Below are 26327 nucleotides of genomic sequence, written 5' to 3'. Positions count from 1 at the left end.
TGTGTTTCTCCCCGGACCAGGCGGCGGGCGCTTACTGCCAGCCGTAACGACGGATGTAGATCTTCTTCAGCACGGTGGTCAGCACCGCGTAGCCGAACAGGATCGCCACCAGGAACGGCCAGTAGCCGGTCGGCAGGGCCTGCAGCTTGAAGTAGCCAGCCAGCGGGCTCATCGGCAGGGCCACGCCGATGGCCATGATCAGGCCGGTCATCACCAGCAGCGGCGGCGCGGCGATGCTCTGCAGGAACGGCACCTTCGGTGTACGGATCATGTGCACGATCAGGGTCTGGGTCAGCAGGCCCACCACGAACCAGCCGGACTGGAACAGGCCCTGGTCGGCGGGTGTGCGCGCATCGAACACGTACCACATCAGCGCGAAGCAGCTCAGGTCGAAGATCGAGCTGATCGGCCCGAAGAACACCATGAAGCGTCCAATGTCTGCCGGGTTCCACTTCAGCGGCTTGCGCACCAGCTCCTCGTCCACGTTGTCGAACGGAATGGCGATCTGCGAGATGTCGTACAGCAGGTTCTGCACCAGCAGCTGCAGTGGCAGCATCGGCAGGAACGGCAGGAAGGCCGAGGCCACCAGTACCGAGAAAACGTTGCCGAAGTTGGAGCTGGCGGTCATGCGGATGTACTTCAGCATGTTGTTGAACGTGCGCCGGCCCTGGATGACGCCTTCCTCCAGCACCATCAGGTTCTTTTCCAGCAGGATGATGTCGGCGGCCTCCTTGGCGATGTCCACCGCGCTGTCCACGCTGATGCCGATGTCGGCCGCGCGCAGCGCCGGTGCATCGTTGATGCCGTCGCCGAGGAAACCGACCACCTTGCCCTGTGCGCGTAGCTCGCGTACGAGGCGCTCCTTGTGTAGTGGTGTCAATCGGGCAAACACACGGTGGTGGTGCAACGCCCGCGACAGCGCGCCGTCATCCATGCGCTCGATCCGCGGGCCGGTCAGGATGGTGTCCGCCTCCAGCCCGACCTGGGCACAGACGCGGGCGGTGACAAGCTCGTTGTCGCCGGTGAATACCTTCACCTCTACGCCATGCGCGGCCAGCGCCTGCAGCGCCTGTGCAGCCGATTCCTTCGGCGGGTCGAGGAAGGCCACGTAGCCGACCAGGGTCAGGCCGCACTCGTCAGCCTGCGAATACACGGTCTGGCTGGCAGCAGTTTCCTTCATCGCCACTGCCACCACGCGAAGGCCCTGTTCGTTCAGTTCCTCCGTGGTCTGCCGCACGCGCGCCAGCCGCTGCTCATCCAACGGCTTGTCCTCGCCGTTCTCGCGCACGGTGCTGCATACCGCCAGCATCTCCTCAACCGCACCCTTGCAGATCAGCTCATGGTGGTCCTCGCGTTCGGACACCACCACCGACATGCGGCGGCGCTCGAAGTCGAACGGAATCTCATCCACCATGTGGTAGTCCTGCGACAGCCGCAGCGAGCTCTGCAGCTCCACGTGCTCCAGCACCGCACGGTCGAGCAGGTTGATCAGCCCGGTCTGGAAATGGCTGTTGAGGTAGGCGAACTTCAGCACGTCCTCCGAATCGTGACCGAACACGTCGGTGTGCCGTTCCAGCGCGATCTTGTCCTGGGTAAGGGTGCCGGTCTTGTCGGTGCACAGCACTTCCATCGCACCGAAGTTCTGGATCGCATCCAGGCGCTTGACGATCACCTTGCGCCGCGACAGCAGCACCGCACCCTTGGCCAGGGTGGAGGTGACAATCATCGGCAGCATTTCCGGGGTCAGGCCCACCGCCACCGACAGCGCGAACAGGAACGCCTCGGTCCAGTCGCCCTTGGTCCAGCCGTTGATCAGCAGCACGAACGGCACCATCACCAGCGCGAAGCGGATCAGCAGCCAGCTGACACTGTTGACGCCGGCCTGGAACGCGGTGGGCGCACGGTCGGTGGCGGTGCTGCGCTGGGCCAGGGTGCCGAAGTAGGTGCGGTTGCCGGTGGCCAGCACCACGGCGGTGGCGGTGCCGGACACCACATTGGTGCCCATGAACAGCAGGTTGTGCTGCTCCAGCAGGCCGGCCAGGCCGTCGCCCGGGTGCGCGAACTTCTCCACCGGCAGCGACTCGCCGGTCATCGCTGCCTGCGCCACGAACAGGTCCTTGGCGGTCAGCACGCGGCAATCGGCCGGAATCATGTCGCCGGCCGACAGCACGATGTGGTCACCGGGCACCAGCTCGCGGATCGGAAGGTCCAGCAGCCGCGCCGGGCGACGGCTGTGCAGGTGCGCACCGAAGTACTGGTCGGCCACATCGGCGGCCTCGGTACCCGGATTGCGGCGCAGCACGCGCGCGGTGTTGCCGACCAGTGCCTTCAGCCGCTCGGCGGCACGGTTGGAACGGCCTTCCTGCACGAAGCGGATCAGCGTAGACAGCAGCACCATGGCGCCGATCACGATCGTGGCCTTGATGTCCTCGGTCAGCCAGGACACCGCCGCCAGTACGGTCAGCAGCAGGTTGAACGGGTTGCGGTAGCACTGCCACAGATGACGCCACCACGGCAGCGGCTTTTCGTGATCCACCTCGTTGGGGCCGAGCGTGGCCAGCCGCTCCTCGGCCTCGTGCGGGCTGAGGCCATCGACGTGCGAGTCGAGCGCAGCCAGCAGGCGCGGCTCGTCCAACTGCGACAGGGTGACCAGGCCGGTGGTGAGTGCGAACGGTGCGGCCTCGGCGCTGCCCGGGCCGAAGCCGGCTTCGGGCATGGCGCGACGACCGAACAGGTTGCCTGCGCGACGGCTGCGCAGGAATGCATTGAACCAGGCGTTGAGCAGGCTCATGGGAACTCCTTGAATGTCAGAGCCGGCCGCGGCCGGAACACGAACGGAACGGATGCAACGGTTCAGGCGTGGCGCATCGCCAGCACCGCAGGTGACCACGGCTGCATGTGCAGGCGCTGGCTGCCGCCGATGCACAGCGGCTTCATCGCGTCGCGAAGGGGGTAGGGCAGATGGCGCAGCACGTTGATGCGTTCGCTGATCGGCAGCAGCGACAGTGCGTCGGCGACCACGCGCGGCGAACCGAGCGACAGCGAACGGGCGAAAACCACGGCGCCGTGCTGCAGCAGGTGGCTGCGCAGGGCGGCAACATCGCGCTCGCCGATCAGGCGGCGCAGGGTGATGTAGAGGATCTTGTAGGACATGGGGGTGATCTCCAGGCAGGCGGCGCCTGGCGATCCCCCGTCACTCAGGCAGGCAGGGACCGGCGGGCAGGCGCCAGGAACAGGCAACAGGCAGGCATACGGGGCGCGGTGCGCCCGGCAGGGTCGGGGTCCATCTGCGTCTCCATGAGGGGAGGTAGCCAGCCAGGGTTGCCCTGGCCAGTGGCGCTATTGTCCGCCCCTGAATGGGGTAGTCCTAGAGGCTCGTGGGTTAGCCCAGCTATACCTTGGTATAGCCGGGCAAGCATCGCGCCAATCGATGGCGCATCAAGGGATCAATGCGAGGCACTGGTCTGCTTGCACACGTCGTACTCGCCGCGGCTCAACGTCTTGTTGCGATCGGTATCGCAGGCGTGCAGTCGTTCGGCCCAGTCCGGCGCAACCGCATCGACTTCGGCGAGGGTGACGATGCCGTCCTTGTCCTTGTCCAGCGATTCATAGGCAGGGATGAGCTTCACTTCGGTCACGTCCTCGGCGGCGGTGGCCTTGCTGGCGTCCTGCGTTTTGGAACAACCGCCCAGCAGAATGCCGGCCGAGAGGATGAGGAGAGCGGGAAGGTAGCGGAAACCGGTCATGGCGTGCTCCTGAGGAGGGGGGCACCGGTGTGGTGGCCACGGCCGGATCTTCGGCGGGGGACTGTAAGCCGGTTGCGAAGAATGCAGGCAGGCGTGCACGCAAGTGGGGCGCCGTTCACCGCGATGGCGCCGGTCCCGCGGGTCGGGACCGGCAGACTAGCAATCGTTTCAAATGCGTAGGACATGTCCGGCTTTTGCAACTTTTCGCATATCGAGATTGTGATGGGGCCGTGAAAATTCGCGCTCGCCTTTCCCTGCGGGCTCGCCATGCGTCGTCTTCTCTCATTGATTCTGTTGGTCATCCTGTCTGGCAGCGCGCACGCATCCACACCCCAGATCAACGTAGGCGTGCTGTTCGACTATCTGCAGCCCACGCACAGCAACCTGCTCAAGCGCATCCGCAACACCGGTGACGCCACGGCTTACGTGCGGGTTGAAGTCACCCAGATGCACTTCGATGCAGACGGCAAGGCCAGCGAAACGCCGGTGGATACCACCGCGCTGGTCCGCAATACGCCGGATGCCCAAGGCGTCATTGCCAGCCCCAGCCGCCTGATCATCGCGGGCAATGGACAGCAGGCTACACGCCTGGTGTATCGCGGTGCGCGTGACCAGGAGCGCTACTACCGGTTGCGCTTCATCCCGGTGGCGCCGACAGCCGAGGAATTCTCGCTAAGCGAAGACCAGGCCCTGGAGGCAGCCGAGCTCACCTCGGCCATCCGCGTATTCACCGGCTACGGCACGATCTTCTTCGTCGCGCCGGAGAACCCGCACTACGACACGCTCATCGAGCAACAGCAGGTGCGCAATCGCGGCAACGCCACTGTGGTGCTGGACAACCTGCGCCAGTGCGAGCGCGATCGTCCAGATATCTGCACGCCGGGAATCATCGCCCATGTGCGTCCTGGCAACAGCTATGCGCTGCAGGCTGCCGAGCATCAGTTTCTGCGTTTCGAGCTTCGCGAAGGCGACAGCCAGCGCAGCATCGACTCACGCCGTTAAGCCCACTTCCACCCTTGGATCAGTTCCGAACGGGCCTGCCAGGCGCCCGATGGGATGGCGTTGCCCATGCCTGGCACCTTGATTTCCACCCTTGAACCTGGAGTGCATCCATGTCCCTGAAGACCACCCTGCTGGCAGCGGCCACCGCCCTGCTGATCACCCCGGCCGTTACGCTGGCCGCCACCGAAACCAAGTCGATCACCATCAATGTCACTGCCGACGTACCAAACTCCGCCGGCCTGCAGGTGTCCACCCCGGACGGCTGGGAAGGCCTGCCGCAGAACCTGCCGTGGGATACCGCCCGTCAGACCCTGGGCGATCTGACCGGCCGCGTCATCAACATCAAGTCGCCGGCGGCGATCAGTGCCTATCTGTCGGCACCGGCGCAGATGGCATCGGCCGCCGACGTGGTCGACCTGGCAGTGAAGCTGGACAACGTGGTGGTGCCGGCCACCTCGGCCGCCAAGATAACGGTGGCCAATGCCGCACAGGCCGCGGCCGGCAAGTCGTTGGCGTTTGCCATTGCCCCCACCGTGCCGACCGATGGCTACAAGCAGGGCAGCTACGGCGGCCAGTTCCACATGATCTTCGAAAGCGACATCTGACGATCATGCAGCTTCGAGCCCTTCCTACCGCGTCGGCGATGCGGGGGGAGGGCACTGGTATCCGCCCATGAGACTTCCCCTCGCTCCCGCATATCCGGCCCTTGCGCGATTGGCTGCTGGTATCGGCGCCGTGGTGTTTGCCGCGTCCAGCCATGCCGCCGGTCTTGCGCTGGGTGAACTGCCCAGCCTGCTGGAGCAGCGCGAGCGCATGCCTGCGGAGTTCCGTGAGCATCTGTTCGGCAATCCGCTCACCGTGCGGGTGGAGCTGGACGGGCGCTACCTGGGGGACGCCGAGGTGCTGCTGCACGAAGACAATCGTGTGCAGCTGGTCGGCTTTGGCGAAGCGCATGACAGCCCGCTGCCGCAGACAGAACGTGCACGCTGGGCCGAGGTGCTGGCCGAGCCGATGGGACTGGGCGTCTGCAGCCAGCAAGGTCGCGGATTGGCGGCGCTGCACTACAGCCTGTCCAATTCCCTGCTCAGCCTGCTGACCCCAGCGGGTGCGCACAAGGAGGGACGCCATGTCGCGCTGCCGGAGCGTGGCAGCCATGGCCTGATCGTGCGCAACAGCGTGGCCGTGCATGGCGGCCAGGAACAGCAGACATCTGCACGCTACAGCGCCGAACTGCGTGGCAGTGTTGGCCGCTGGAGCACGGTCGGCAGCTACCAGTATTACGCCCAGCCGGGCAGCCGCGAGCACTATCTCAGTGCCCTGTATGCGCAGCGCGAGCTGGGCGACCATTTCGTGCGTGCGGGCTACTTCCTGCCCACCTTCGAAGGCATCATCCGCCAGCCGCGCGCACCCGGCACGCAGAACGATACCGCGCTGGGCTTCATGCTCGGCTCGTCGGACGTGCTGCTGGCCGACACGCGCAGCCCCAGTGTGTATCCGGTCTATGTCACGGCCAGCCGCGAAGGCGTGGTGGAGATCCTGCGCGACGGCAATCTGCTGTCCACGCAGGCCGTCAAGCCGGGCATCCAGGAAATCGACACCCGCCGTCTGCCCGGTGGCATCTACGACGTGGAACTGCGGGTCATCGAGGATGGCCACGAGGCCTCGCGTGAGATCGCGTCGATCCACAAACCAAGTCGTTGGAGCGACCCCAGCCGCCGCTGGCGCTACAGCGTGTTCGCCGGTCAACAGCGTGGCCTGCTCGATAGCGGCCGCTCAGCGCAGGAGAGCAAGGTCGCCGCAGGTGCGGTGGTCAATTACCTGGTGCACCCCCGTGCTGTGGCCGGTGCCACGGTGCAGCAGATCGGCACGCGTCACGCGGCTGGGCTGTCGATGGACTGGCAGGCCAGCGATCGCTTCAGCACCTACACCAATGTCTACACGTCCAGCGACGCCGGGCGCGGTGTGGACCTGCAGGGCCTGTACCGTTACCGCGCCGGTTCGGTGGTGGCCAACCATGCGCGCAGCTGGGCCGAACAACGCCAGCGCGTCCTGCCCGGTGACGGCTCGGCGCCGCGCTGGGAAACCCGTGGCGGCTGGCAGGACACAACTGCCGTGTCGATCACCCATCGCTTCAGTCATCGCGACAACGCCAGCGTGCGGGTAGCGCGCAGCTCGGGCATCACCAAAGGCACCGGCATCGATGTGTCCTATGGGCGCCGGGAGACCCTGTTCGGCAGGCACGACGTGAGCTGGCGGGTTTCGGCCTACGACCGCCCCGGCAGCTGCTTCACCCACTACCGCCGCCAGCGCGGTGTCGACCTGACCGTCAGCGTATCGCTGGGCAGCGAGCGCCGCAGCTACAGCGGCAGCCTGGGCAGCCGTACCGGCGAGGCCGGCCAGCGCGATACCTATGTCAGTGCGGCTGCCACTCAGCGTGTGGACGGCAAGCTGCTGCGGAGCGTGAACGGCATGATCAGTGCCGAGCGCAGCGGCATCGGCGCAGGCGCGGGTGCCTATCTGCAGAGTTCGCTGCTGGAAGGCGATGTGCAGTTGTACCGGGGCGCGGGCGCGGGCCACGTGAGTGGCAGCGCCAACCTGGACAGTACGCTGGTGATTGGCGGTGGCCGAGCAGCGGTGCTTGGCCAGGGCCGCAGTGGCAGCGTGGATACCGGCATCATCGTCGACGTGCGCAGCGACTACCCCGACGTGATGCTGCGCGGCGACGACAGCCGGGGCGGAGGCGTGGAACTGAAGCCGGGGCGCAACTTCGTGCCGGTGACTGCCTACCGCGCGGGCCACGTGCAGTTTGATTTCCAGGGCCGCCATGCACCCGCGGCCACGCTGCAACCGGCAACCATCAGCTACCACCTCAACAAGGGTGGAGTGATGCACGCCACCGTGGATGTGCTTCGCACGTTCACCGTAATGGGCCAGGTGCAGGATGCCGACGGCAACGGCGTGCGCGGTGTGCAGGTGATCAACCATGCAGGCCGCAGCGTCAGCCAGGAGGAAGGCTTCTTCACATTGGAGCTGAGTGCGCGCGCCGGTGCTGGAACTGCGCTACCCGAATCAGATCAGCTGCGTGCTGACGATGGAGGAGGGGCGCTATCCGCGAGAAGGCGATGTGCTGATGGTGGGGGGCGTTGGCTGCCCAGCACCCCTTGCTGGCCCGTGAGTAATCCGCTGAGAGACCACTCCATGTCCATGATTGAACGCTTCATTTCCGCTTTGTCACCGTGTGGTCTGCTTGTGCGGGCGAGTGGGCTCCTGGTCGTGCTGATGGCCTCGGCGGGAGCCGCCGAGTTACAGATCAGGGCAGAGTTTCGTCCAAGCGCCTTGGACCCTTCGCACAATCGGTTCGTTAACACTACGCCCCAGTCTGGCTACTGCGCACAGCATTCGAGCTACTGCAGAGTTGGCGACTTCACGATCGACACCGGGATGAACGTGAGCCAGCGGCGCCTGTTTGGCGGTGGCGAGGATCCGCGCGAAAAATGGTACCTGTCAGTTGACGGAAACTGGCGTGATGTAGTCGTGCACAACGCGAACAACCACGAGCTGAGGGCCCGGCTACGTCTGTTCCTGATCGGCATGCAATGGGGCTTGCCATCTGATGGCACCGCGCCCGGTGCATACGGAGCAGCCACTGGCGGCTGCCGTGGCCGACTGGGTGTTGGTGGTGGTTCATGGTATCGGTATGCGTGGGGTATTCCGGAAGGCAATCCTGTCTGTGTGAGGAGCCCAAGGGCAACCACCGATCGAGTTGCGAACTATCTGAACTTCTCGATTGGCTATCACCTTGAAGCGCCCAACCCGCTTCAGGCCCAGGACGGTCAGTACACCGGAAGCGTGACTTACACGGTTGGCAATGGGCAGCAGATCGATCTTGGTCAGGGTGACTACTCGGATTCAGAGCTGACACTGAAGCTGCAGCTGAACGTATCCCACGATTTCCAAGTCCGATTCTCTAGCGAATCCCCCAGCGTGAAACTGGCGCCAGATGGAGGTTGGGAAAAATGGATGGACCAAGGCCTTCCACCGGCACGCCTGCGTCAGGAACTGACGTTCCGCCTTACCACGTCAAGGAACCTGAGCTTGAAGCTACGCTGCGAGCATGAGACCGACGATCGTTGCGGAATCCGCAATCTGCGCGACGACATGGTGGTGCCGGTGGATGTGGACGTGACCATTCCCGGCATGAGCAATGTGGGTGACGGGCGTCCGGCACAGGACACGCCGTTGCTGCCGGATGATGGACGAGCGCCACGCTTCACGCCTGATGGCTACTTGATAGAGCGGCGTTCTACGCTGCGCTTCACCGCCGGTCGTGATGCGGTGATGGAGATGCTGAAGTCACCTGGTTCGCACTGGGCAGGCAACATGACCGTGGTGTTTGATGCCAATCCGTGACGAGGGGGCAGCTGGCATGGGTAGAGTCGACTGTCAGTCGACTCTGCCTGCAATCGCAGGGATGCCGGCCAGCGGCCGGCACTACCTCGTGCTTTCAGAAGTGGTCGGCAAACGCATCCGTCGCGCGCACCAGTGCATCCACCGTCGCCGGTTCATTCGCGCTGTGGCCGGAGGTCACCATCTCCAGCCTGGCTTCCGGCCAGGCCTTGGCCAGGTCCCACGCGCTGCGCGGCGGGCAGATGATGTCGTAGCGGCCCTGCACGATCACGCCGGGCAGGTGGCGGATGCGATCGATGTCGCGCAGCAGCTGGTCCGGTTCCAGGAAGATGCCGTTACGGAAGTAGTGCGCTTCAATGCGGGCCTTGGCCAACGTGTCCAGCGGATCATCGGTGGACACCGCATCCACGTCATGCTGCAGGGTGGCGGCGTTGTCCTCCCAGCCCAGCCAGGCCTGCGCGGCGGCGATGCGGGTGGCCTCATCGGCGCTGTCCAGGCGCGTCCAGTAGGCCGCAATCATGTCGCTGCGCTCCTGCTCCGGGATGTAAGCCTCATAGCGGTCCCAGCGCTCCGGGAAGATCCAGCGCGCCACCGCTGGTTTCCGCGAACCAGCGGTTCTCCATCTCGCGGCCGAGGAACACGCCGCGCACGATCAGGCCGGTGGCGCGCTCGGGATGCGCCTGCGCATAGGCCAGCGACAGCGTCGAACCCCACGACCCGCCGTAGACCAGCCAGCGCTCGATGCCCAGGTGCTCGCGCACCTTCTCGATGTCGGCCACCAGATCCTGCGTGGTGTTGTCGCGCAGCTCGCCTAACGGCGTGGAGCGGCCGCTGCCCCGCTGGTCGATCAAGACGATGCGGTAGCGCGCCGGGTCGAAAAAGCGCCGATGGGTCGGCGAGATGCCGGCGCCCGGTCCACCGTGCAGATACACCACCGGGATCCCTTCCGGCGTGCCGCACTCTTCGATATGCAGGGTGTGCAGATCGCTCACCGGCAGGGTGAACTCGCGGTAGGGCTCGATGGCGGGGTACAGGGTACGCATGGGGATGCTCACAAACAGGGGCGGCCAGCATAGCGCCGCAGCTCGGTGCCTGCAGTGGCACATGCTTTCGCGGTGCTGGAAATGGGCTGGCCGATGCGCATAAGCTTCCGCGATGCAAGCGACCACGACAGGGATGTCCACGCCCGATCCCAGCCTCAGCAGCGGCGCACGCGAGCTGCTGAAGTGGATCGCGCTGCTGACCATGACCGGCGACCACGTGGCAAAAGTGGTCTACGGCGGCTACCTGCCGGCCGTAAGCGAACTGGGGCGCATCGCGTTCCCACTCTTTGCACTGGTAATGGCCTGCAACCTCGCCCAGCCGGGCGCGGACCTGAGCAAGTCGATCCGTCGCCTGGCCGTATGGGGCGTGATCGCGCAACCGCTGCATGCACTGGCCTTCGGTTCCTGGTTGCCGCTCAACATACTGCTTACTTTTGCCCTGGCTGCGGTGGCAGTGCATGCACTGGCCAGCAATCGCCCACTGCTGTTGCTGCTGGCCGCGGGCATGGCGCCGATGCTGGTGGACTACCAATGGGCGGGCGTCGGCTTCGTGCTGCTCGGATGGCTGGCGTTCCGCCATGGTGCGTGGTGGCTGCTGCTGATCGGGCTTGCTGCAGTGTGCTGGGCCAACCACAACGGCTGGGCGTTGCTGGCCGTTCCTGTGTTGCTGTTGGCGGCGCGGGTGCCGTGGCAACTGCCGCGCTGGCGCTGGGCGTTTTATGGATACTACGTGGGGCATCTGGCGGTGCTGGCGTTGATTGCTCATCTGCTTGCGTAATGTCGGAACTGGCATGTGGCATGTCCCTGAATGCCGGATGCGGTCAAGGAATGCGCGATGCCGATGCGGGTGAAGCATGCCGTCATCGGCGTGGTGCAAGTTGTTGAATCTTCGGCTCGATTGTCGATATGCGACAATGCTGCCACTGCGTGAACGTTGCTGTCTTTGCACTTGGGTTGTTGGCGCCTGCCACCCCGTTGTGCTCATGATGGGGTGCCATCGAAAAAGGATGGCCGGGGCCTGGAAACCCCGTTGGTCGCGTGTAGTTTGCGCTCGCCAGCCGGCGTCGCCTTGTGCGGCGTCGGCTGGCATTCCGTTCGAGCTTTATGGCGGGCGGTGCGTGGAGGTGGGTGAAAACCCACCTGCCGGTTAGTGCTTACGCGACCACCGGATTTCCAGCCACGTACCGTCCGCCGCCTTTGTTAAGGGCGGTGGTCCTGCATGCCTTGCACGGAGACCTGCCATGAATGCATCGGAGTTCCCCCATCAGCGCGCCCCGGCCAATGCCGATGAGGGGCACGACATCCCGCCCGATCCCAACAGCCTGACGACCCTGCTGCATCGCATCGGGTTGGGCGCGGCTGCTGACGGTCAGTCTTGGCCCGAGCGCCATCAACTGCCGGGCCGATGCATGGCGTTGGCCGATGCTGATGGTGCGCTGGCCGGTCTGCGCATCGTGCAGGAAATCCTGCTGGCGGCGGAACGCGCCCGGCAGAATGGCAGCCCGGACCAGTACGTCGGCGATCGAGTGATGGAAGGGCTGAAGCTGGCTGCGCTGGCGTTGACCAACCTGGCCATTTATCGCCTGCATCCGGAATGAAATGGAAGGCCGAGGTTCAGTAGATCCACGCCATGCGTGGATGCTTCTGGCGGATCACCATGGCTCCAGCCAGGCATGGCCTGGCTCTACTGATGAGCGGGGTGGCGAATGCCAGTAGATCCACGCCATGCGTGGATGCTTTCGGCGGGTCACCATGGCATCAGCCAGGCATGGCCTGGCTCTACTGATGCATTTCCAGTAGATCCACGCCATGCGTGGATGCCTTTCAGAAATCCATCGTGGCCGAAAACAACACCGTTCTCGGTGCACCCAGCGCCAGGCTGGAAAGCAACGGCATGCCCCAGTACGCCTTGTTGGTCACGTTGTTCACGCTGGCGCGCAAGGCAAGTGGTCGGCCTGCCATCGTCGTGCTGTAACGCGCACCCACATCAAACAACGTACGTCCCGGCACCGACAGGCGATTGTCGGCACTGATGTACTGCTTCGACATCGCAGTGGCATTGCCGGTCAGGGTCAAGCCTTCCAGCGCGGGCACATCCCATTCCACGCCCAGCTTCGCCTGGCGTTGCGCAACGGCGGTAGCAATGCGGCCTTCATTCACGCCACCGGCCGTGCGGGTCAGCTTCGGTTGCACGTAGGCCACGCCACCCAACAGGCGCACGCCGTCCAGTGGTGAGCCGAAGAAGCCCCATTCCACGCCGCGGTTCCGCTGTTCGCCACCGAACGAGAAGATATTCGTGACCGGGTCGGTGTAGCTGCTCGGACGCTTGATCTCGTACACGCTGAAGGTGTGCGCGAAGCTGCCCAGGTCCAGCTTCAGGCCCAGCTCCTTCTGCTTGGTGCGGAACGGTGCGAACACATCGCCGGCATTGGCGGCGGTCATCGGTGCGGTGGCGCCCTGGCTTAGGCCTTCGATGTAGTTGGTGTAGATCGAAAGCTTATCGGTGGCCTTCACCAGCAACGCGGCGGCAGGGGTGGTGGCGCTCTCGTCATAGCGCGAGGTGCGCGCACCACTGGCCACGTTGAAGGTTTCGCTGACCACCTGCTGGCGACGCACGCCTACGGTCAGCTGCACGCGGTCATCGGCGAAGGAGAGGGTATCGGCGAAGCCGAGGCTGTCCAGCCGCAGTTCGGTATGCGAGATATGCGGCGCGATGAACGGCGCAGCCGGGCCCCACACCGGGTTGTAGAGGTTGGTGGTCCAGTCCCAGCCCGGCACGCTGCGGCGGCCGTAGTCGTTCTGGGTGTGCTGGTAGTGGGTCACGTTGGCGGCCCACTGATGGCTCACGCTGCCGGTACGGACGCTACCGCGCAGCCCGGCGTCACCGGACTGCTTCTTGATGTCGAACGCCAGCTGGCCCATCACCGTGGTGAAGTCACCGGCCGGGTTGAGAATCTGCGCACTGATCGAGCCGTTGTAGCGGTAGTCGGTTTTGCTGGTGCCATAGGCGAGGTAGGCCATCAGGTGTTCGTTGATGTCCAGTTCGCCGCGCAGCATCGCGCCCTTGTCCTGGCTGTCCACGTAGGCCCAGTCCGGGTTGATCAGGGTGTCGCCACGCGGCGGGCGCGGAATCGCCACGCCCGGTGCCAGGCCGACACCACGGGCGGGGCCATCGACGCGGTCATCGGCGCTGTACAGATCAGCGGAGAGGCGCGCACGCTCGCCGCGCCAGTCGAGCGCCAGCGAACCCAGCTGCACCTTCTTGCTTTGCTTGCCCACCGCACCGTCGCCATCACGGTAAGCGCCGTTGAAGCGGATGCCGAACTGCTGGTCGGCGCCCAGGCGGCGGCCCACATCCACATGGGTGCCGAACTGCGCATCGGAGGCGAAGTTGGCGCTGACCCGCAGCAACGGTTGCTCACCCGCACGCTTGGGCACCAGGTTGACGCTGCCACCGACCGAGCCGCCCGGCGGCATGCCGTTGAGCAGGGCGGACGGGCCCTTCAAGACCTCGATGCGCTCGAACATTTCCGGCGAGGTGCGGTAGTACGGCGCCATGCCGCTGAGACCATTGAACGTGGTGTCGCTGGTGCTGGAGGCGAAGCCGCGGATGGCGTAGTTCTCGCTCCAGGAACCAGTGACGCCGTTGCTGAACACCGTGGGGTCGGTGGCGGCGATGACGTCAGTGAGGTCCTTGGCCTGGCGGTCGCGGATGAAGGCTTCGGTGTAGCTAACGGTACTGAACGGCGTGTCCATGAAGTCCTTGTCGCCGAGCAGGCCGACACGGCTGCCGGAGGCTACCTGTCCGCCGGCATAGTCACCGGTCACCCGGCGCTGTTCCTGCACTTGCACCGAGGGCAGGGTGGACGGCGCCGATTCGGCCAGCGCGGCAAACGAGGCCAGCAGCCCCAGTGCCAGGGCCGATACCCGGTAGCGCCGGGTCATGCCCAGCGCCTGCGTCAGGCTGGGGGTGCTCTGGTAGCGCCGGGCCATACCCGGCGGATGCATCAGAACACGGGTTGTGTCAGCAGCTGCGCGCTGCAGCGGAGAGGAAAGGTGGTACACGGTCATGCCAGATTCCTGTGAATCGCAGGTGCGAACGCGCCTGGCGCGCTGCCATCGGCAAGCACGGGGGAGGGCGCAGCGCAGGGTTGTCGGCTGGGTGGGGACCTGGCGGGAAGTGAGCCATGGGCTCGATTGCGGACGGCGGCGGGGTTGCGAACCACACGCATTCCGAATTAGTTGAGTAAATTAAACTAAAGCATATGAAGCGGACAAGAGGGTCCCTTTGCTGGCACCCTCGCTACGGTATGAACATGCACCCTGAGATCCCGGCGTCGGCCCGTGGCCGTCCGCCCACCATCACCCCCGATCGCCTGGCCGACATCGGCATCAAACTGGGCCTGCCGAACCTGACCATGGCCAACGTGGCCGCCGAACTGGCGGTGACCCAGGCCGCGCTCTACAAGCGCGTGGCCAATCTGGAGGCCTTGAAGCGGTTGGTGGCCGATACGGTGTTCCAGCGCTGGCAGATTCCGCGCGCCTCGGCCGATGCGCCGGGCGGGCTGCAGGCCTACCTGCTGGCGTTCGTGGAATCGCTGTGCGAGGTGGTGAAAGCGCACCCCGGGCTACCGCCGTACCTGCTGCGGCGTTCGGTGGCGACCACGCCGATGCTGGAGAAGATCGCCTCGCACCAGGCCCATGTGGCCGAAGTGTTCGGCCTGCCGCTGGACAAGGCCCGCTGGCTGCTGGCCACGATCGCGTTCTACTGCATTGCCGGTGCGGACACGGTCTACGGGATTGCCGACGACGAAGAGGACCAGGTGATCACCGAGTTCAAGCAGGGCATGCGTGCGCTGGTGATCGGTTCGCTGGAGGTGTTGGAACTTCGGTAGATCCACGCCATGCGTGGATGCCGTTGCACGGTTCCCCACGGCCCCATCCACGCATGGCGTGGATCTACAATGCGGCCATGCCTGCCACGCCCACCCTCGATGATCTGCGCTGCCACGCGGTGGCGCGCACGCTGTTCAAGCCCACCACGCTGCTGACCGCGATCCGTCGCCTGGGCTTCGTGCAGGCCGACCCGATCCGTGCGCCCGCGCGTGCGCAGGACCTGACCCTGCGCCATCGGGTGAAGGACTACCGTGCCGGTGATCTGGAGCGGCGTTATGCGCGCCTACCAGTGGAAGAGGATTGCCTGGTGAACTACGGCTTCCTGCCCCGGGAGCATCTGGCGCTGATGCACCCGCGCGTGTCCAAGCGCGAATGGGATGCCGAAACCCAGCGCCGTGCGGCGGACGTGTTGGCCTTCGTGCGCGAGCGCGGCAGCGTGCATCCGCGCGAGGTTGATCAGGCGTTCGCGCATGGGCGGGTGACCAACTATTGGGGCGGCACCAGCAATGCCAGCACGCACCTGCTGGATGGCATGCATTACCGTGGCCTGCTGCGCGTGCAGCGGCGCGACAGCGGCACCCGCATCTATGCCGTAGCCGACCACGCGGAAGCTGATGCCAGCGAGCAGGCACAGATTGAACGCGCCGCCGCCCTGATTGATCTGGTGGTACGCAAGTACGCGCCGCTGCCGTCGGCCAGCCTGACTTATCTGGTGCGCCTACTGGGCTATGGCGCACCGCATCTGGCCGAACAGACCCGGCAGGCGTTGATGCTGGCCAAGCAACAGCTGGCCAGCTGCACGCTGGAAGGCACCACCTGGTACTGGCCGGCGGATGAGAACCCGCGCTCGCGCCGGCATGCGCCGGACGATCAGGTGCGCCTGCTAGCCCCGTTCGATCCGGTGGTGTGGGACCGCCGCCGCTTCGAGCTGCTGTGGGGCTGGGTCTACAAGTTCGAGGCCTATACGCCTGCGCCGAAGCGCCAGTACGGCTACTACGCACTGCCCGTGCTGTGGCACGACCAGGTGGTGGGCTGGGCCAATCTCAGCGTGCGCGACGGTGAACTGGCGTCCAGCGTGGGCTACGCCGGCAAGTCGCTGGCCCGCGACAAGGTGTTTCGTGGCGCGCTTGAAGACGAACTGCAGCGCATGGCGGAGTTCCTGTAGCGCCGAGCGGCGCATGGGTACCTATCGCTCCCGGTAGCCGCCAACCTTGGTTGGCGCTGGCTTCCACCGGTGCCCACCAAGGTGGGCATCTACCAGAGCAACGCTCCTAAGGCCCGGTAGTCGCCAACCTTGGTTGGCGCCGCTTTCACCAATGCCCACAAAGGTGGGCATCTACCGATTCCACCGCCCATGCACCACCATCGCCAACACCACCACGCCCGCGGCAACGCTGGTGTGACCGGACAGCGCAGCCAGACCGAAACCCACGCCCAACCCGCGCATGGCAAATACGGTACTGAACACCAGCAGTGCCCAGCCAATCGCGCGCAGCTGCTGGGTTGCCTGCGCGCTCAGCACACGACGCAATACGTCCCGCTGATGACGCTCCATCGCCAGTGCCAGGCAGGCGAACGCGGCCAGCGACAACACGAACAGAATGACGTGGATCATGCGCTGGCCTCCGGTGCCGCAGTGCGTGACGCGGCAGACGGCCGTGCACGCTTCACCTTCGGCGCATGCCGCCAGGTGCGCCAGGCCAGCAGCGTGTGCAGGGCGGCCAATGCCAGTAGGGTCAGGTCGGTGCCAGCGAATGCCCAGTCGCCCGCGGCCAGCGTGCGCCACAGCGGATGCAGCGTGGTCACCGCAGTCAGCACCGGCAGCAGCGCCAGCAGCAACGCCGCCAGCAGGAACTGTTCGATCCATGCGCGCTTGGGTGTGCGCATCGTGGCGTGCACGAACATGGCCGCCCAGGCCAGGAAGAACACATGCACCTCCCACGCCGCGCGCCCGCCCATGGCAGTGGGCAACAGGCGGTTCGCCCACAGATAGGCCGCCATCGCCACCGACAGGCCGGCGACGGTGGCGATGTTGAGACGCTCGACCAGGCGGAAGCCGAAGTAGGGGCGCCGCGGATCAGGCAGCTGCGCACGGCGCTTGACCGTCCACAGCACCAGCCCGGTGCCGACCATGGCCGTGCCGGCCAGGCTGACGATGAAGTACAGCCAGCGCAGGGCGGCATCGGCGAAGCGGCCCAGGTGCAGGCCATACAGCACGCCCTGGGTATCGGCGGCAACGCCCGAGTGTTCCTTGATCTGCAGCAGCTGCCCACCGCTGCCGTCGAAAAGCAGATAGTTCGGGGTGGTCGAAACACGGCTGGACTGCGCACGCACCACGGCCACGCGTGCGTTCTGGTCGCCGGGGTTCTGCACCTGCACGCTGCCCACCGATCCGGCTCCCCAGCGCTGCTCGGCCTGCTGCACCAGTGCACCGACGTTGGTGAGCGGAGCAGGGTGGCCGGCGGCCTTCTGCGGTGGCAGGAACAGGCGCATCTCGCTGACGACCTCGGCCTGCTGGCGCTTGTCCGGCAGCTTGGCCAGGCCCCACGGCATGTACAGTACCGCCAGCATCACCAGGCCGCTCCAGGTGATCATGAAGTGGAACGGCAGGCCGAGTACCGACAGCGCCGCGTGTCCATCCAGCCAAGAGCGCTGGCCCTTGCCCCAGCGGAAAGTGAAGAAGTCGGCGAAGATCTTCTTGTGGGTGATTACGCCGCTGACGATGGCGACCAGCATGAACATCGCGCACAGGCCGACGATCCAGCGGCCCCACATCGCCGGCATGTAGTGCAGGTTGAAGTGGAAGGCATAGAAGAAGTCGCCGCCGCCGGTGTCACGTGCCTGCAGCGATGCACCGGTGCTGGCGTCGAACAGGCCCGAGTCGAAGCCATGCCGGCCACGCCCGCCCGGGCTGGCCCACATCGCCGACACCCACGGCATGCGCGTGCTCGGCAGGCTGAGGTTGATCTGGCTGGCCGCAGGCGTGTCGGCCATGATCGCCGTGACGGTACGCTGCGCAACCACAGCGGCGTCCGGCAACACGGACGGCGTGGCGATTTCCGGGCGGGTGTAGCGCGAGAGCTCGTCGCGGAAGTAGCTGGCGGTGCCGGTGAGGAACATCGCGTACAGGATCCATCCGGCCAGCAGCCCCACCCAGATATGCAGGTCGGACATGGTCTGGCGGATGCCGCGTGGCTTCGGAGTGCGATCGACCTTGCTCATGCAGCGCCTCCGTTGCCGACCGTCTGTGCGATCAACCACAAGGGCAACGCGACGAGGAGCAGGCCCAGCCACGCGCGCCACGCCGAGCGCACCGCGAACACCCAGACCACGGCGCCGGCGTACAGCAGGAAGCTGGCCAGCATGCCAGTGAACACGGCCTGGCGACCATCGATGGGCAGCGCCAGTGCCGCGATGCTGCACAGTGCGGCCAGCACATAGCCGCCGAACAACGCGGCGATGACGCGTGAGACCAGGGGCAGCCAGGTCAGCACGGAGGCGGTACGGGAAACGCTCACATCAGTTCTCCGGGGCGCCACGCACGATGGCGTGGCGCCCTTGAAACGAGGTCAGAAATCGACGGTGGCCGACAGCAGGGCGGTGCGCGGCGTGCCCAGCCCGGAGCCGAGGCTGCCTGCCCAGTACGCCTTGTTGGTCAGGTTCTGCACAGTGGCGCGCAGTACCAGCGGATGGCCGGCCGCTTGCGTCGCATAGCGGGCACCGAGATCGAACACGGTGCGGCCCGCCACCCACTGGCTGTTGTCAGCAGTGATGTAGCCCTTGGACAGGCTGACCGCGTTGCCGGTGAGGGTGAGGCCGGCCACGGTCGGCACGTCCCATTCGACGCCGAGCTTGCCCTGCCATTGCGGTGTGGCCGTCGCCAACCGACCTTCGTTGACGCCGCCCTGGGTACGGGTCAGCTTCGGCTGCAGCCAGCCGATGCCACCGAGCACGCGCAGCTGTTCGGTGGCCTGGCCGAACACAGTCCATTCCACGCCTCGGTTGCGTTGCTGGCCTCCGAACGAGAAGACATTCGTGGTCGGGTCGGTATAGGAGCTGGGCTTTTCGATCTCGTACACGCTCAATGCGCTGGCCAAGCGGCCGAAGTCGAGCTTGGCACCGACCTCGCGCTGGCGGGTCTTGAACGGCGGGAACACGTCGCCCGCGTTGGCGGCGGTTGCCGGGGCGGTGCTGCCCTGGCTCAGGCCTTCGATGTAGTTGGCATACAGTGACAGGCGGTCGCTGGCCTTGAACAGCAGTGCACCGGCCGGGGTGTTGGCGCTGGCGTCGTAGCGTGCGGTGCGCTTGCCTGTGCCGCCATCGAAGGTATCGCTGAGCACGGTCTGGTGACGGATGCCCAGGGTCAGCTGCACACGATCATCGATGAAGGACAGCGTATCGGCGATGCCGAAGCTGGTGGTGCGCACTTCCGCGGTCTTTGGCAGCGACGCATCACTGAAGCTGCGGTCGATGGCAGGGCCCCACTGCGGGTTGTAGATATTGGTTACCCAATCGCGGGCCAGCAGGTTGCGCTTGAAGCCGAACTTCTGGTCGTGCTGGTACCAGGCTGCACTGATGGCCAGCGCGTGATCGACCGCGCCGGTGCGGAAACGCGCCGACAATCCGGCTTCGGCGGTGTCCTTGCTGTAGATGAAGCGTTGGTGGGCGAAGTTGTTGCGGAAGTCGCCGGCGGTGTTGGTGATCAGCGTGGTGGCACTGGCGATGGAGTCGAAATCGGTATGGCCGTGGCCGTAGCTGGCATGCGCCTGCAGGTAGTCATTGATGTCGAACGACCAGCGCAGTGCGGCGGCCTGGTCCTTGACGGTGCTGAAGGTCCAGTCCGGTGCAAACAGGGTGCTGGCTTTCGGCGGGCGGGGCACGGCCAGGCCGGGCGCCAGCGAGACGCCACGGTTGAGGCCATCCACATGGTCGCGGCTGCTGAACAGGTCCAGCGACACCTGCGAGCGCTCACCACGCCAGTCCAGGCCGAGCGATGCGAGCTGCGTCTTGTGCTGCTGGTGGTCGGTGGCGGTGTCGCCGTCGCGGTGCACGGCATTGAGGCGTACGCCGAACTGCTTGTCCGCGCCGAAGCGGCGGCCGACATCCAGGTGACCGCCCCACTGCGCGTCGCTGCCGTAGCTGGCGGTGAAGCGGGTCAGCGGCGTGTCGCCTGCACGCTTGGGTACCACGTTAACCGCACCGCCCACCGAGCCACCGGGCGGCATGCCGTTGAGCAGCGCGGACGGGCCCTTCAGCACTTCGATGCTCTCGGCCAGTTCGGGAGTGACGCGGTAGTAGGGGATCAGCCCGTACAGGCCACCAAAGCCGATATCCGACGAGGCGACACCGAAACCGCGGATGTTGAAGTAGTCGGTGATGCCACCGCTGGAGCCACTGTTGTAGACGCTGGGGTCGGTCAGTGCGATGACCCGCACCAGGTCCGGCGCCTGGATGTTGTCGATGAATTCGGCGGTGTAGCGGGTGGTGTTGAACGGCGTGTCCATGAAGTCGAGCTCGCCGAGCAGGCCGACGCCGCTGCCGCGCGTGACCTGGCCACCCGCATAGGCATCGGTGGGAGCGGACTTGTCAGCGCGCACGTTCACCGTGGGCAACTGGCGGGCGCCATCGGGTGCATCGTTGGCGTGCGCGGCGATGGCGATCAGCAGGGTGGGCAGCAACGCTGCACGGGCGGCCAGGGACAGCGCCGAGCGGCGTGGGAGGGGCAGGGTTCGCAGGGGGAGGGACATGGCGGTTCTCGTGTGGTGGGTCGTGCGATCGGCCAGCACGGCGCCGTCTGTGACCTGCAGGGGCAGGACGACGCGGGCTGTGGAATGGCTGGCAGAGGGCACGGCACTGCCGCTGTGGCAGTGCTGCACGCGAGGTGCGTGGGCGATCTGTGGCTGGGTGGAACGAAGCGCGGGGCGCGGATACTGCGGGGTGGATCAGATATCGTCGGCGAGGTCGTCGAGGTCCTGCAGGCCACCGCCGCGTGCCAGCACGCGCTCGTAGTTGCGGCGGCGACGCTGGTCGGTCTCGGTGGTGGTCTCGCCACGTTTCCAGTAGCCGGCCGCGGCAACGTCGCTGCGTGGCAGGCCGACCGTTTCGATGAAGTGGCGGCGCAGGGCACGCATTTCCTCGCGCTCGCCAGCCGCCCAGACCGTGCTGCCGGGTTCCGGCCGCAGTTGGCGCGCCTGCTGCAGCAACGGCGCGTCACCGGTGGCGAGGCGGAGCACGCGGACACCTTCAATGGCGGGCAGTTCGTCTACCGGGAATGCATCATCCGAGGCGATCCAGGCCTCTGCGTGCAGGCCGGCGGGCCACTGCTGCAGCAATGCAAACAGGGCAGGGATGGCGCTTGGGTCGGCGAACAGCAGGGCGGAGGTGCCCTCGTGCTGCGGCACCTGCAGATGGGGGCGCGGTCCGGTCAGATCGAAGGCATCACCGGGGCGCAGCGCACGTACCCAGGCCAGCATCGGCCCCGGCGCCTCGTGCAGCACTACGTCCAGGGTGAACTGGCGGGTGTTGGGATCGAGGCTGCGCACGGTGTAGATCCGTGACACATCGCCGAACGTGGCGCCGAGCTGGATGCGCACGGCGGTGTTGGCACGCTGCCAGGGCGCGAGTTCTGCATGTTCCGGCAGCTGGACCACGAGGCGCAGCAGGCTGGCGCACGGCTGTGCAACCGCGACCACCTGGACCTGCAGCGCCTGCAGGCCGCGATCATGGTCGGCGCCGCGCAGCGGCCCGGCCGGGGTGATTGAAGTGGGGGACGCGGACATCGACAACGATCCTGGACACTGCAAATGCGAATTAGTTACATCATAGTAAACTAAATTGATCGTGCCGCAACCGGGGCCTGCCCACGGGCCGCAGCGACGCGTTGACCACGGCGTCGCCGCGGACCACCATGACAGCCCTTGCCCGCGCACCGCGCAGGAACCGTTACCGCATGGCTGCACCGAAAAAGACCGCTGCCCGTGGGCGGCCGCCCAGCATCACCCGCGAGCGCATCGCCGACGCCGGCATTGCCATGACGCTGCCGGGACTGAGCTTCGTGGGCGTGGCGGCGGCGCTGGGGGTCAGCCACATCGCGCTGTACAAGCATGTGGCGAATCTGGCGGCACTGCGCGAGCTGGTGGCCGAGGCGATCTTCGAGCGTTGGCAGGCACCGGCACTGGATGCCGCTGGCCGGCGCAGCATCGAGGAGGATCTGCGTGCGTTCCAACGTTCACTGCGGACGCTGGTGGACGGGAACCCGGGGCTGGCGCCGTTCCTGGTCAGCCACGGCGCGAAGACACCGGAGATGCTGGCGCGCATCCAGCGCCACCATGCCGAATTCAGCCGCGTGCATGATCTGCCGCTCGAGCAGGCGGCGTGGCTGCTGTCGACCGTGGCCTATCACGCCGTGGCGTTGGCCGACACCGTGTATTCGCGGCATGCGGTGGTGGATACCACGCGACGCCCGTTGGATCGGAAGGCGCAGGAGGCCGAGTTCGACCGCAGCATGGAAGCGTTGATCATCGGTGCATTGGCGATGTGCGGGCGCACGGCAACGTAGTCGCCAACCTTGGTTGGCGCCGCGATACATCGTTGCCCACCAAGGTGGGCGTCTACCGGTCAAGCGGCGTCCTTGCGCTCAGCATCCTCCATGCCGGGGCTGACGCGGCGGCCGATGTCCTTCAACCGCGCCAGCTGATCCACCATCGACGGTGCATCATCCAGGCTGCCGACGAACGTCCACAGATAGGTCATCACCGCATACACATGGCCCGGGGTAACCCCGTCGGTGGTGGCGAGACGGCCGATCGTCAGCGCGAACAGCACCGCTGCCGCCGCGCCAACTACCACAAACGCACCGGCTTCGCGATCGGAAAGCAGGATGCGCAGCCGCGACAGCGTGGTGTAGTGGCGACGCAGCACCGAAGGACTGACCCGGTCGACCAGGCGGATCTCATGCTCCAGCCGGTTGTTCAGTCGCCCATGCAGCTGCTCGTTGCGGCGTGCGAACGACGGCAGCAGCAACAATGTACCCAGCAGTGCGACCAGGCTTGCAGCGCCCACCAGCGGTTCGATCGCCAGCAGCATCACCGCCGCACCAAACATTGATACGAGCGCGGTGGCGATGATCGGTACGTGCTTTTCGAAGAAGTCGACGAACTCACGGGCCAGCACAACGCGCGCGGCCGAGGTGGAGGTGGCCTGGCCCAGCCTGCGCTGTGCCTGCACCACGTTCACCGCCAGGTCGGCATAGATGCGGGTGAAGGTACGGGTATCGACCGCACGGCGGGCAGCACCGACCAGCCAGAACAGCAGCACCACGCCGGCGTAGGAAATGGCATGGCCGATGTTGCCTCGGATGATCGCGTCCACCGCGAAGCCGGCAAACAGCGGATACGCCAGCAGCAGCGCATTTTCCAGCGCCACCAGCGAAAAGGTGCCGGTGAGCTGCCACGGATAGGTTCGCAGGATGGCCTTGAGAGTGGCGGCCGCGTTCTGCTGGCCGATGCTGCCGGCGGCGGCCGCCGGATCGTGTGGGGGGATCATGGGGATGCCTGGGTGGGTCGGAGTCAGGGCAGGGGACGGATGCCTGCCATCTCCCGGATCGCGCCCAGTATCTGCAGCCCTTTGGAGAAGGCATGGAGGGACGATGGAGATTGCGTGGAGAAACCGGCGCCGTTCAGCGATGCGAATGTCCACCAAGGTGGACCGCTACCAGGGCAGTGTCTACCGCCTCAACGGCGGGCATGCACCGGCCAGCGGATTTCGAAGGCACTGCCACCACGTTCGGTGGCCCGGCAGAGCGCTGTTCCGTGATGGGCCACGGCAATCGCACGCACCACCGCCAGGCCAAGCCCGGAGCCACCACTCTGCCGCGAACGCGAGACATCCGTGCGCTGGAAGGCTTCGAAGATGCTGTCGCGAAGGTCGTCCGGCACACCGGGGCCGCCATCTTCCACCGTGACGGTGCAATGGCCTTCTGCCAGCGTCACGTACACCCGCAGCGGGCAGGGAATGGCATGGCGTCGTGCATTCTCCAACAGTGCCAGTACTGCCTGGCGGATGCGTGCAGGATCGCAGTCGGCCAGCGAAGGTCGTGCGTCCAATGTCACCGAGAAACCACTCTCGGTCAGTGCCTCGGACATCGCTTCAACCACCGCGGCCACCTGCACACTGACATCGCTGCGCTGCAGGCGCAGATCCAGGTGGCCACTCTCGGCCAGGCTGACCACGCGCAGGTCCTCGATGATGCGGGTCAGGCCTTCCAGCTGGGTGAGCATGCTGTTGAACTGCTCGGGGCCCGGCTCGAACACGCCTTCGGCGATGCCCTGCAGGCGGCCGCGCAGGATGGTCATCGGCGTGCGCAGTTCATGCGCGATCGCCGCGTTCCAGAACACCCGGTTCTCGGACATCCGGCTCAGCCGTTCTGCCATGGAGTTGAAATCGCTGACCAGCGTGGCCGCTTCGGCCATCGTGGTATCACCGCCGCGCGCACGAGCTTCCAGATCGCCACTGGCGACCCGGCGCAGGCTTTCGGCCACAGAGTTCAACGGCGTGATGATGCGCCGGGTCAGGCGCGAGGCAACCAGCGTGGCGAAGATGACGACCACGGTGGCGGTCAATCCGATCCACAGCCATTCCAGCCCGGACGGCATGATCGTTTCCGGCTCGTCGTACCAGCGCGGATAGAACACCTCCATGAGGTAATAGAACAGGTAGAAGCCGCTGATCGACAGCACCGTCGAACACAGCGAGGCCACCGTGATGGACAGCGTGATCTGGCGTCCGATGCTCTTGCCTTTGGGGTTCATCATTCAGTCCAGGAAGCGGTAGCCGACGCCGCGGATGGTGGCGGGAATGCCGATCACGCCGACATCCTCCAGCTTGCGCCGCAGTTTGCTGACATGGCTGTCGACGGTGCGTTCCTGCGCGTCGCCCTCGGGCAGGCAGGCATGCAGGAGATCGGCCCGCGTATGCACCTGCCGTGGCGCACGCGCCATGTGCACCAGCAGCCGGAACTCGGTGAGGGTGAAGTTCAGCTCGTGCACCTGCTCGCCATGGCGCACGGTCACCTCGTGGCTGCGCAGGTCGATCTCGAAGGGCCCTTGGCGGATCAGCCCGTTGGGCGCTTCGACCAGGGGCCGGAAACTCCGGCGCAGCACGGCCTGGATGCGGGCGACGATCTCGGCCGGATTGAACGGCTTGGCCACGTAGTCGTCGGCGCCCACGCGCAGGCCGGTCAGCTTGTCCACGTCCTGGTCGAGCGCAGTGAGCATGATGACCGGGGTGTTGCCGATCCGTCGCAGTTCGCTCAGCACCTGCCAGCCATCCAGCTTTGGCATCTGCACATCCAGCAGCACCAGGTCCGGACGCAGTTGGCGGTGGCTGGCGAGTGCCGCCTCACCGTCGGCGGCGCGGGCGCTGCGCAGGCCGGAACGGGCCAGATAGGCACTGAGGATGTCGGAGATTTCGCCCTCATCTTCGGCAATCAGCACCAACGGTGCCTGTCGGGTACGGAGATCGTGTTTCATTGCGTGCTGCGGGTTCGGGGCAGGGGTGGGCAAGGGCGGGATCTGGGGCAGGGTCATCGTCGGCACTGCATGTCCTGCGCCTCTTCGTTGGCAGCCCAGGCCAGGGTGGCCAGCACCAGCGTGCGCCGCAGACTCGGTTCCACTGCACCTGCGCCGCGCAGCCGCTGCAGCATCAGGGTGGACACCGCCGCCGGCAGCTTGCTCCAGCGCGATGCCATGGGAGTGGCATCTACCCGGGCCTGCAGCCGCAAGGCCATGCCCAGGATGGCGCGCAGGCGTAGTGCCAGCAGGGCGACGACCACGAGAGTGGCTAGGGCGAGCAGCAGATGCAGGGTGGCGTCGGCGACCGGGTGCGTTGCCGCCCAGACCGCCAGACCAATCAGCGCCAGCGACGCGAGTGCGCCGGAACGGCCAGTGCCACCGGGCCCATCGCTGCGGAACCCCACCAGGGCGGCCGCCCCAAAGCCCGCCAGCAGCGGGGGTAACGGATCCGGCGCGGCCAGCATCCAGCTGGTGGTCGATGCCAACACGACGGCGATCAACCACGGCGAAGGCGCACACCACGCCAGGTAGGCACGGCGCACATCGATGGGTGGCAGGTCTGGATGGGAAAGGGACACGGCAGGCGGGCAGTCGGCGAGGCCGACGAGGCTAGCGACCGTTGATGGAGACTCGGTCGAGATTGTGTCGAGATTGCGTGGATG

Annotated in this window: 21 protein-coding genes and 1 pseudogene; 8 read left to right on the top strand and 14 right to left on the bottom strand. The window is 66.0% G+C overall.

The window, feature by feature from the left end:
• Nucleotides 1-31: 31 nt before the first annotated feature.
• The 3 genes from mgtA to ACZK2V_RS12315 all read right to left on the bottom strand — a co-directional run bounded on the left by mgtA (nucleotide 32) and on the right by ACZK2V_RS12315 (nucleotide 3746).
• A complete protein-coding gene (mgtA, locus tag ACZK2V_RS12325) occupies nucleotides 32-2791 on the bottom strand; it encodes a magnesium-translocating P-type ATPase (protein WP_486322400.1) in 2760 nt (919 codons plus the stop codon).
• A gap of 62 nt (nucleotides 2792-2853) precedes the next feature.
• Nucleotides 2854-3153, bottom strand: coding sequence for a hypothetical protein (locus ACZK2V_RS12320; protein ID WP_032129479.1), 300 nt, complete (start codon nucleotides 3151-3153; stop codon nucleotides 2854-2856).
• Between the two features lie 293 nt (nucleotides 3154-3446).
• Nucleotides 3447-3746, bottom strand: coding sequence for an EF-hand domain-containing protein (locus ACZK2V_RS12315; protein ID WP_201116233.1), 300 nt, complete (start codon nucleotides 3744-3746; stop codon nucleotides 3447-3449).
• 294 nt (nucleotides 3747-4040) lie between these two features.
• Here ACZK2V_RS12315 and ACZK2V_RS12310 point away from each other — a divergent pair, with 294 nt between their 5' ends.
• The 3 genes from ACZK2V_RS12310 to ACZK2V_RS12300 all read left to right on the top strand — a co-directional run bounded on the left by ACZK2V_RS12310 (nucleotide 4041) and on the right by ACZK2V_RS12300 (nucleotide 9158).
• Nucleotides 4041-4748: a CS1 fimbrial subunit B flags: Precursor gene (locus ACZK2V_RS12310; protein WP_486322399.1), complete on the top strand. Its 708-nt coding sequence runs from the start codon at nucleotides 4041-4043 to the stop codon at nucleotides 4746-4748.
• Nucleotides 4749-4858: 110 nt separating this feature from the next.
• Nucleotides 4859-5353 (top strand): CS1 type fimbrial major subunit, encoded by a 495-nt coding sequence (locus ACZK2V_RS12305; protein ID WP_201116229.1) that lies wholly within the window; start codon nucleotides 4859-4861, stop codon nucleotides 5351-5353.
• Between the two features lie 67 nt (nucleotides 5354-5420).
• Nucleotides 5421-9158, top strand: coding sequence for a TcfC E-set like domain-containing protein (locus tag ACZK2V_RS12300; protein WP_486322398.1), 3738 nt, complete (start codon nucleotides 5421-5423; stop codon nucleotides 9156-9158).
• A gap of 94 nt (nucleotides 9159-9252) precedes the next feature.
• Here ACZK2V_RS12300 and pip read toward each other — a convergent pair.
• A pseudogene (gene pip / locus ACZK2V_RS12295) lies at nucleotides 9253-10198 on the bottom strand (prolyl aminopeptidase).
• A 112-nt stretch (nucleotides 10199-10310) separates the two neighbouring features.
• Here pip and ACZK2V_RS12290 point away from each other — a divergent pair.
• Both ACZK2V_RS12290 and ACZK2V_RS12285 read left to right on the top strand, forming a co-directional pair.
• Nucleotides 10311-10976: a TraX family protein gene (locus ACZK2V_RS12290; protein WP_329810015.1), complete on the top strand. Its 666-nt coding sequence runs from the start codon at nucleotides 10311-10313 to the stop codon at nucleotides 10974-10976.
• A gap of 463 nt (nucleotides 10977-11439) precedes the next feature.
• Nucleotides 11440-11796, top strand: a complete 357-nt coding sequence (locus ACZK2V_RS12285; protein WP_065723382.1) for a hypothetical protein — start codon at nucleotides 11440-11442, stop codon at nucleotides 11794-11796.
• A 226-nt stretch (nucleotides 11797-12022) separates the two neighbouring features.
• Here the strand turns inward: ACZK2V_RS12285 and ACZK2V_RS12280 are convergent, their stop codons facing one another.
• Nucleotides 12023-14269 carry a TonB-dependent receptor gene (locus ACZK2V_RS12280; RefSeq protein ID WP_486322397.1) on the bottom strand — a complete coding sequence of 749 codons (2247 nt, stop codon included), beginning with the start codon at nucleotides 14267-14269 and terminating at the stop codon, nucleotides 12023-12025.
• A gap of 239 nt (nucleotides 14270-14508) precedes the next feature.
• On the opposite strand from ACZK2V_RS12280, the gene ACZK2V_RS12275 reads away from it, so the two are divergent.
• Together ACZK2V_RS12275 and ACZK2V_RS12270 are read left to right on the top strand one after the other, a co-directional pair.
• A complete protein-coding gene (locus ACZK2V_RS12275) occupies nucleotides 14509-15093 on the top strand; it encodes a TetR/AcrR family transcriptional regulator (protein WP_486322396.1) in 585 nt (194 codons plus the stop codon).
• A gap of 53 nt (nucleotides 15094-15146) precedes the next feature.
• Entirely contained in the window at nucleotides 15147-16259 is a 1113-nt protein-coding gene (locus ACZK2V_RS12270; RefSeq protein ID WP_486322395.1) for a DNA glycosylase AlkZ-like family protein, read from the top strand.
• Nucleotides 16260-16430: 171 nt separating this feature from the next.
• Here ACZK2V_RS12270 and ACZK2V_RS12265 read toward each other — a convergent pair whose 3' ends face one another.
• From ACZK2V_RS12265 to ACZK2V_RS12245, 5 genes are all read right to left on the bottom strand, one after another.
• A complete protein-coding gene (locus ACZK2V_RS12265; RefSeq protein WP_121503367.1) occupies nucleotides 16431-16709 on the bottom strand; it encodes a DUF3325 domain-containing protein in 279 nt (92 codons plus the stop codon).
• Nucleotides 16706-18316: a PepSY-associated TM helix domain-containing protein gene (locus ACZK2V_RS12260; RefSeq protein WP_486322394.1), complete on the bottom strand. Its 1611-nt coding sequence runs from the start codon at nucleotides 18314-18316 to the stop codon at nucleotides 16706-16708. The genes ACZK2V_RS12265 and ACZK2V_RS12260 overlap by 4 nt, the downstream gene beginning before the upstream one ends.
• Nucleotides 18313-18612, bottom strand: coding sequence for a DUF3649 domain-containing protein (locus ACZK2V_RS12255; RefSeq protein WP_279912127.1), 300 nt, complete (start codon nucleotides 18610-18612; stop codon nucleotides 18313-18315). The genes ACZK2V_RS12260 and ACZK2V_RS12255 overlap by 4 nt, the downstream gene beginning before the upstream one ends.
• 51 nt (nucleotides 18613-18663) lie before the next feature.
• Complete coding sequence (locus tag ACZK2V_RS12250) at nucleotides 18664-20841, bottom strand: TonB-dependent receptor (RefSeq protein WP_486322393.1); 2178 nt, start codon at nucleotides 20839-20841, stop codon at nucleotides 18664-18666.
• Nucleotides 20842-21036: 195 nt separating this feature from the next.
• Entirely contained in the window at nucleotides 21037-21873 is an 837-nt protein-coding gene (locus ACZK2V_RS12245; protein ID WP_486322392.1) for a siderophore-interacting protein, read from the bottom strand.
• A gap of 170 nt (nucleotides 21874-22043) precedes the next feature.
• Here ACZK2V_RS12245 and ACZK2V_RS12240 point away from each other — a divergent pair, with 170 nt between their 5' ends.
• Nucleotides 22044-22652, top strand: coding sequence for a TetR/AcrR family transcriptional regulator (locus ACZK2V_RS12240; RefSeq protein ID WP_478057434.1), 609 nt, complete (start codon nucleotides 22044-22046; stop codon nucleotides 22650-22652).
• Between the two features lie 59 nt (nucleotides 22653-22711).
• On the opposite strand, the gene ACZK2V_RS12235 is transcribed toward ACZK2V_RS12240, so the two are convergent.
• From ACZK2V_RS12235 to ACZK2V_RS12220, 4 genes are all read right to left on the bottom strand, one after another.
• Nucleotides 22712-23638 (bottom strand): ABC transporter six-transmembrane domain-containing protein, encoded by a 927-nt coding sequence (locus ACZK2V_RS12235; protein WP_049422203.1) that lies wholly within the window; start codon nucleotides 23636-23638, stop codon nucleotides 22712-22714.
• A 188-nt stretch (nucleotides 23639-23826) separates the two neighbouring features.
• Nucleotides 23827-24903 (bottom strand): ATP-binding protein, encoded by a 1077-nt coding sequence (locus tag ACZK2V_RS12230; protein WP_121503630.1) that lies wholly within the window; start codon nucleotides 24901-24903, stop codon nucleotides 23827-23829.
• Between the two features lie 3 nt (nucleotides 24904-24906).
• Nucleotides 24907-25623, bottom strand: a complete 717-nt coding sequence (locus ACZK2V_RS12225) for a response regulator (RefSeq protein ID WP_486322391.1) — start codon at nucleotides 25621-25623, stop codon at nucleotides 24907-24909.
• A gap of 53 nt (nucleotides 25624-25676) precedes the next feature.
• Nucleotides 25677-26243 (bottom strand): hypothetical protein, encoded by a 567-nt coding sequence (locus ACZK2V_RS12220; protein WP_486322390.1) that lies wholly within the window; start codon nucleotides 26241-26243, stop codon nucleotides 25677-25679.
• Nucleotides 26244-26327: the final 84 nt, after the last annotated feature.

The organism is Stenotrophomonas sp. 93052_Sma (assembly GCF_056481145.1).
This window is presented reverse-complemented; position numbering and strand designations above follow the sequence as displayed.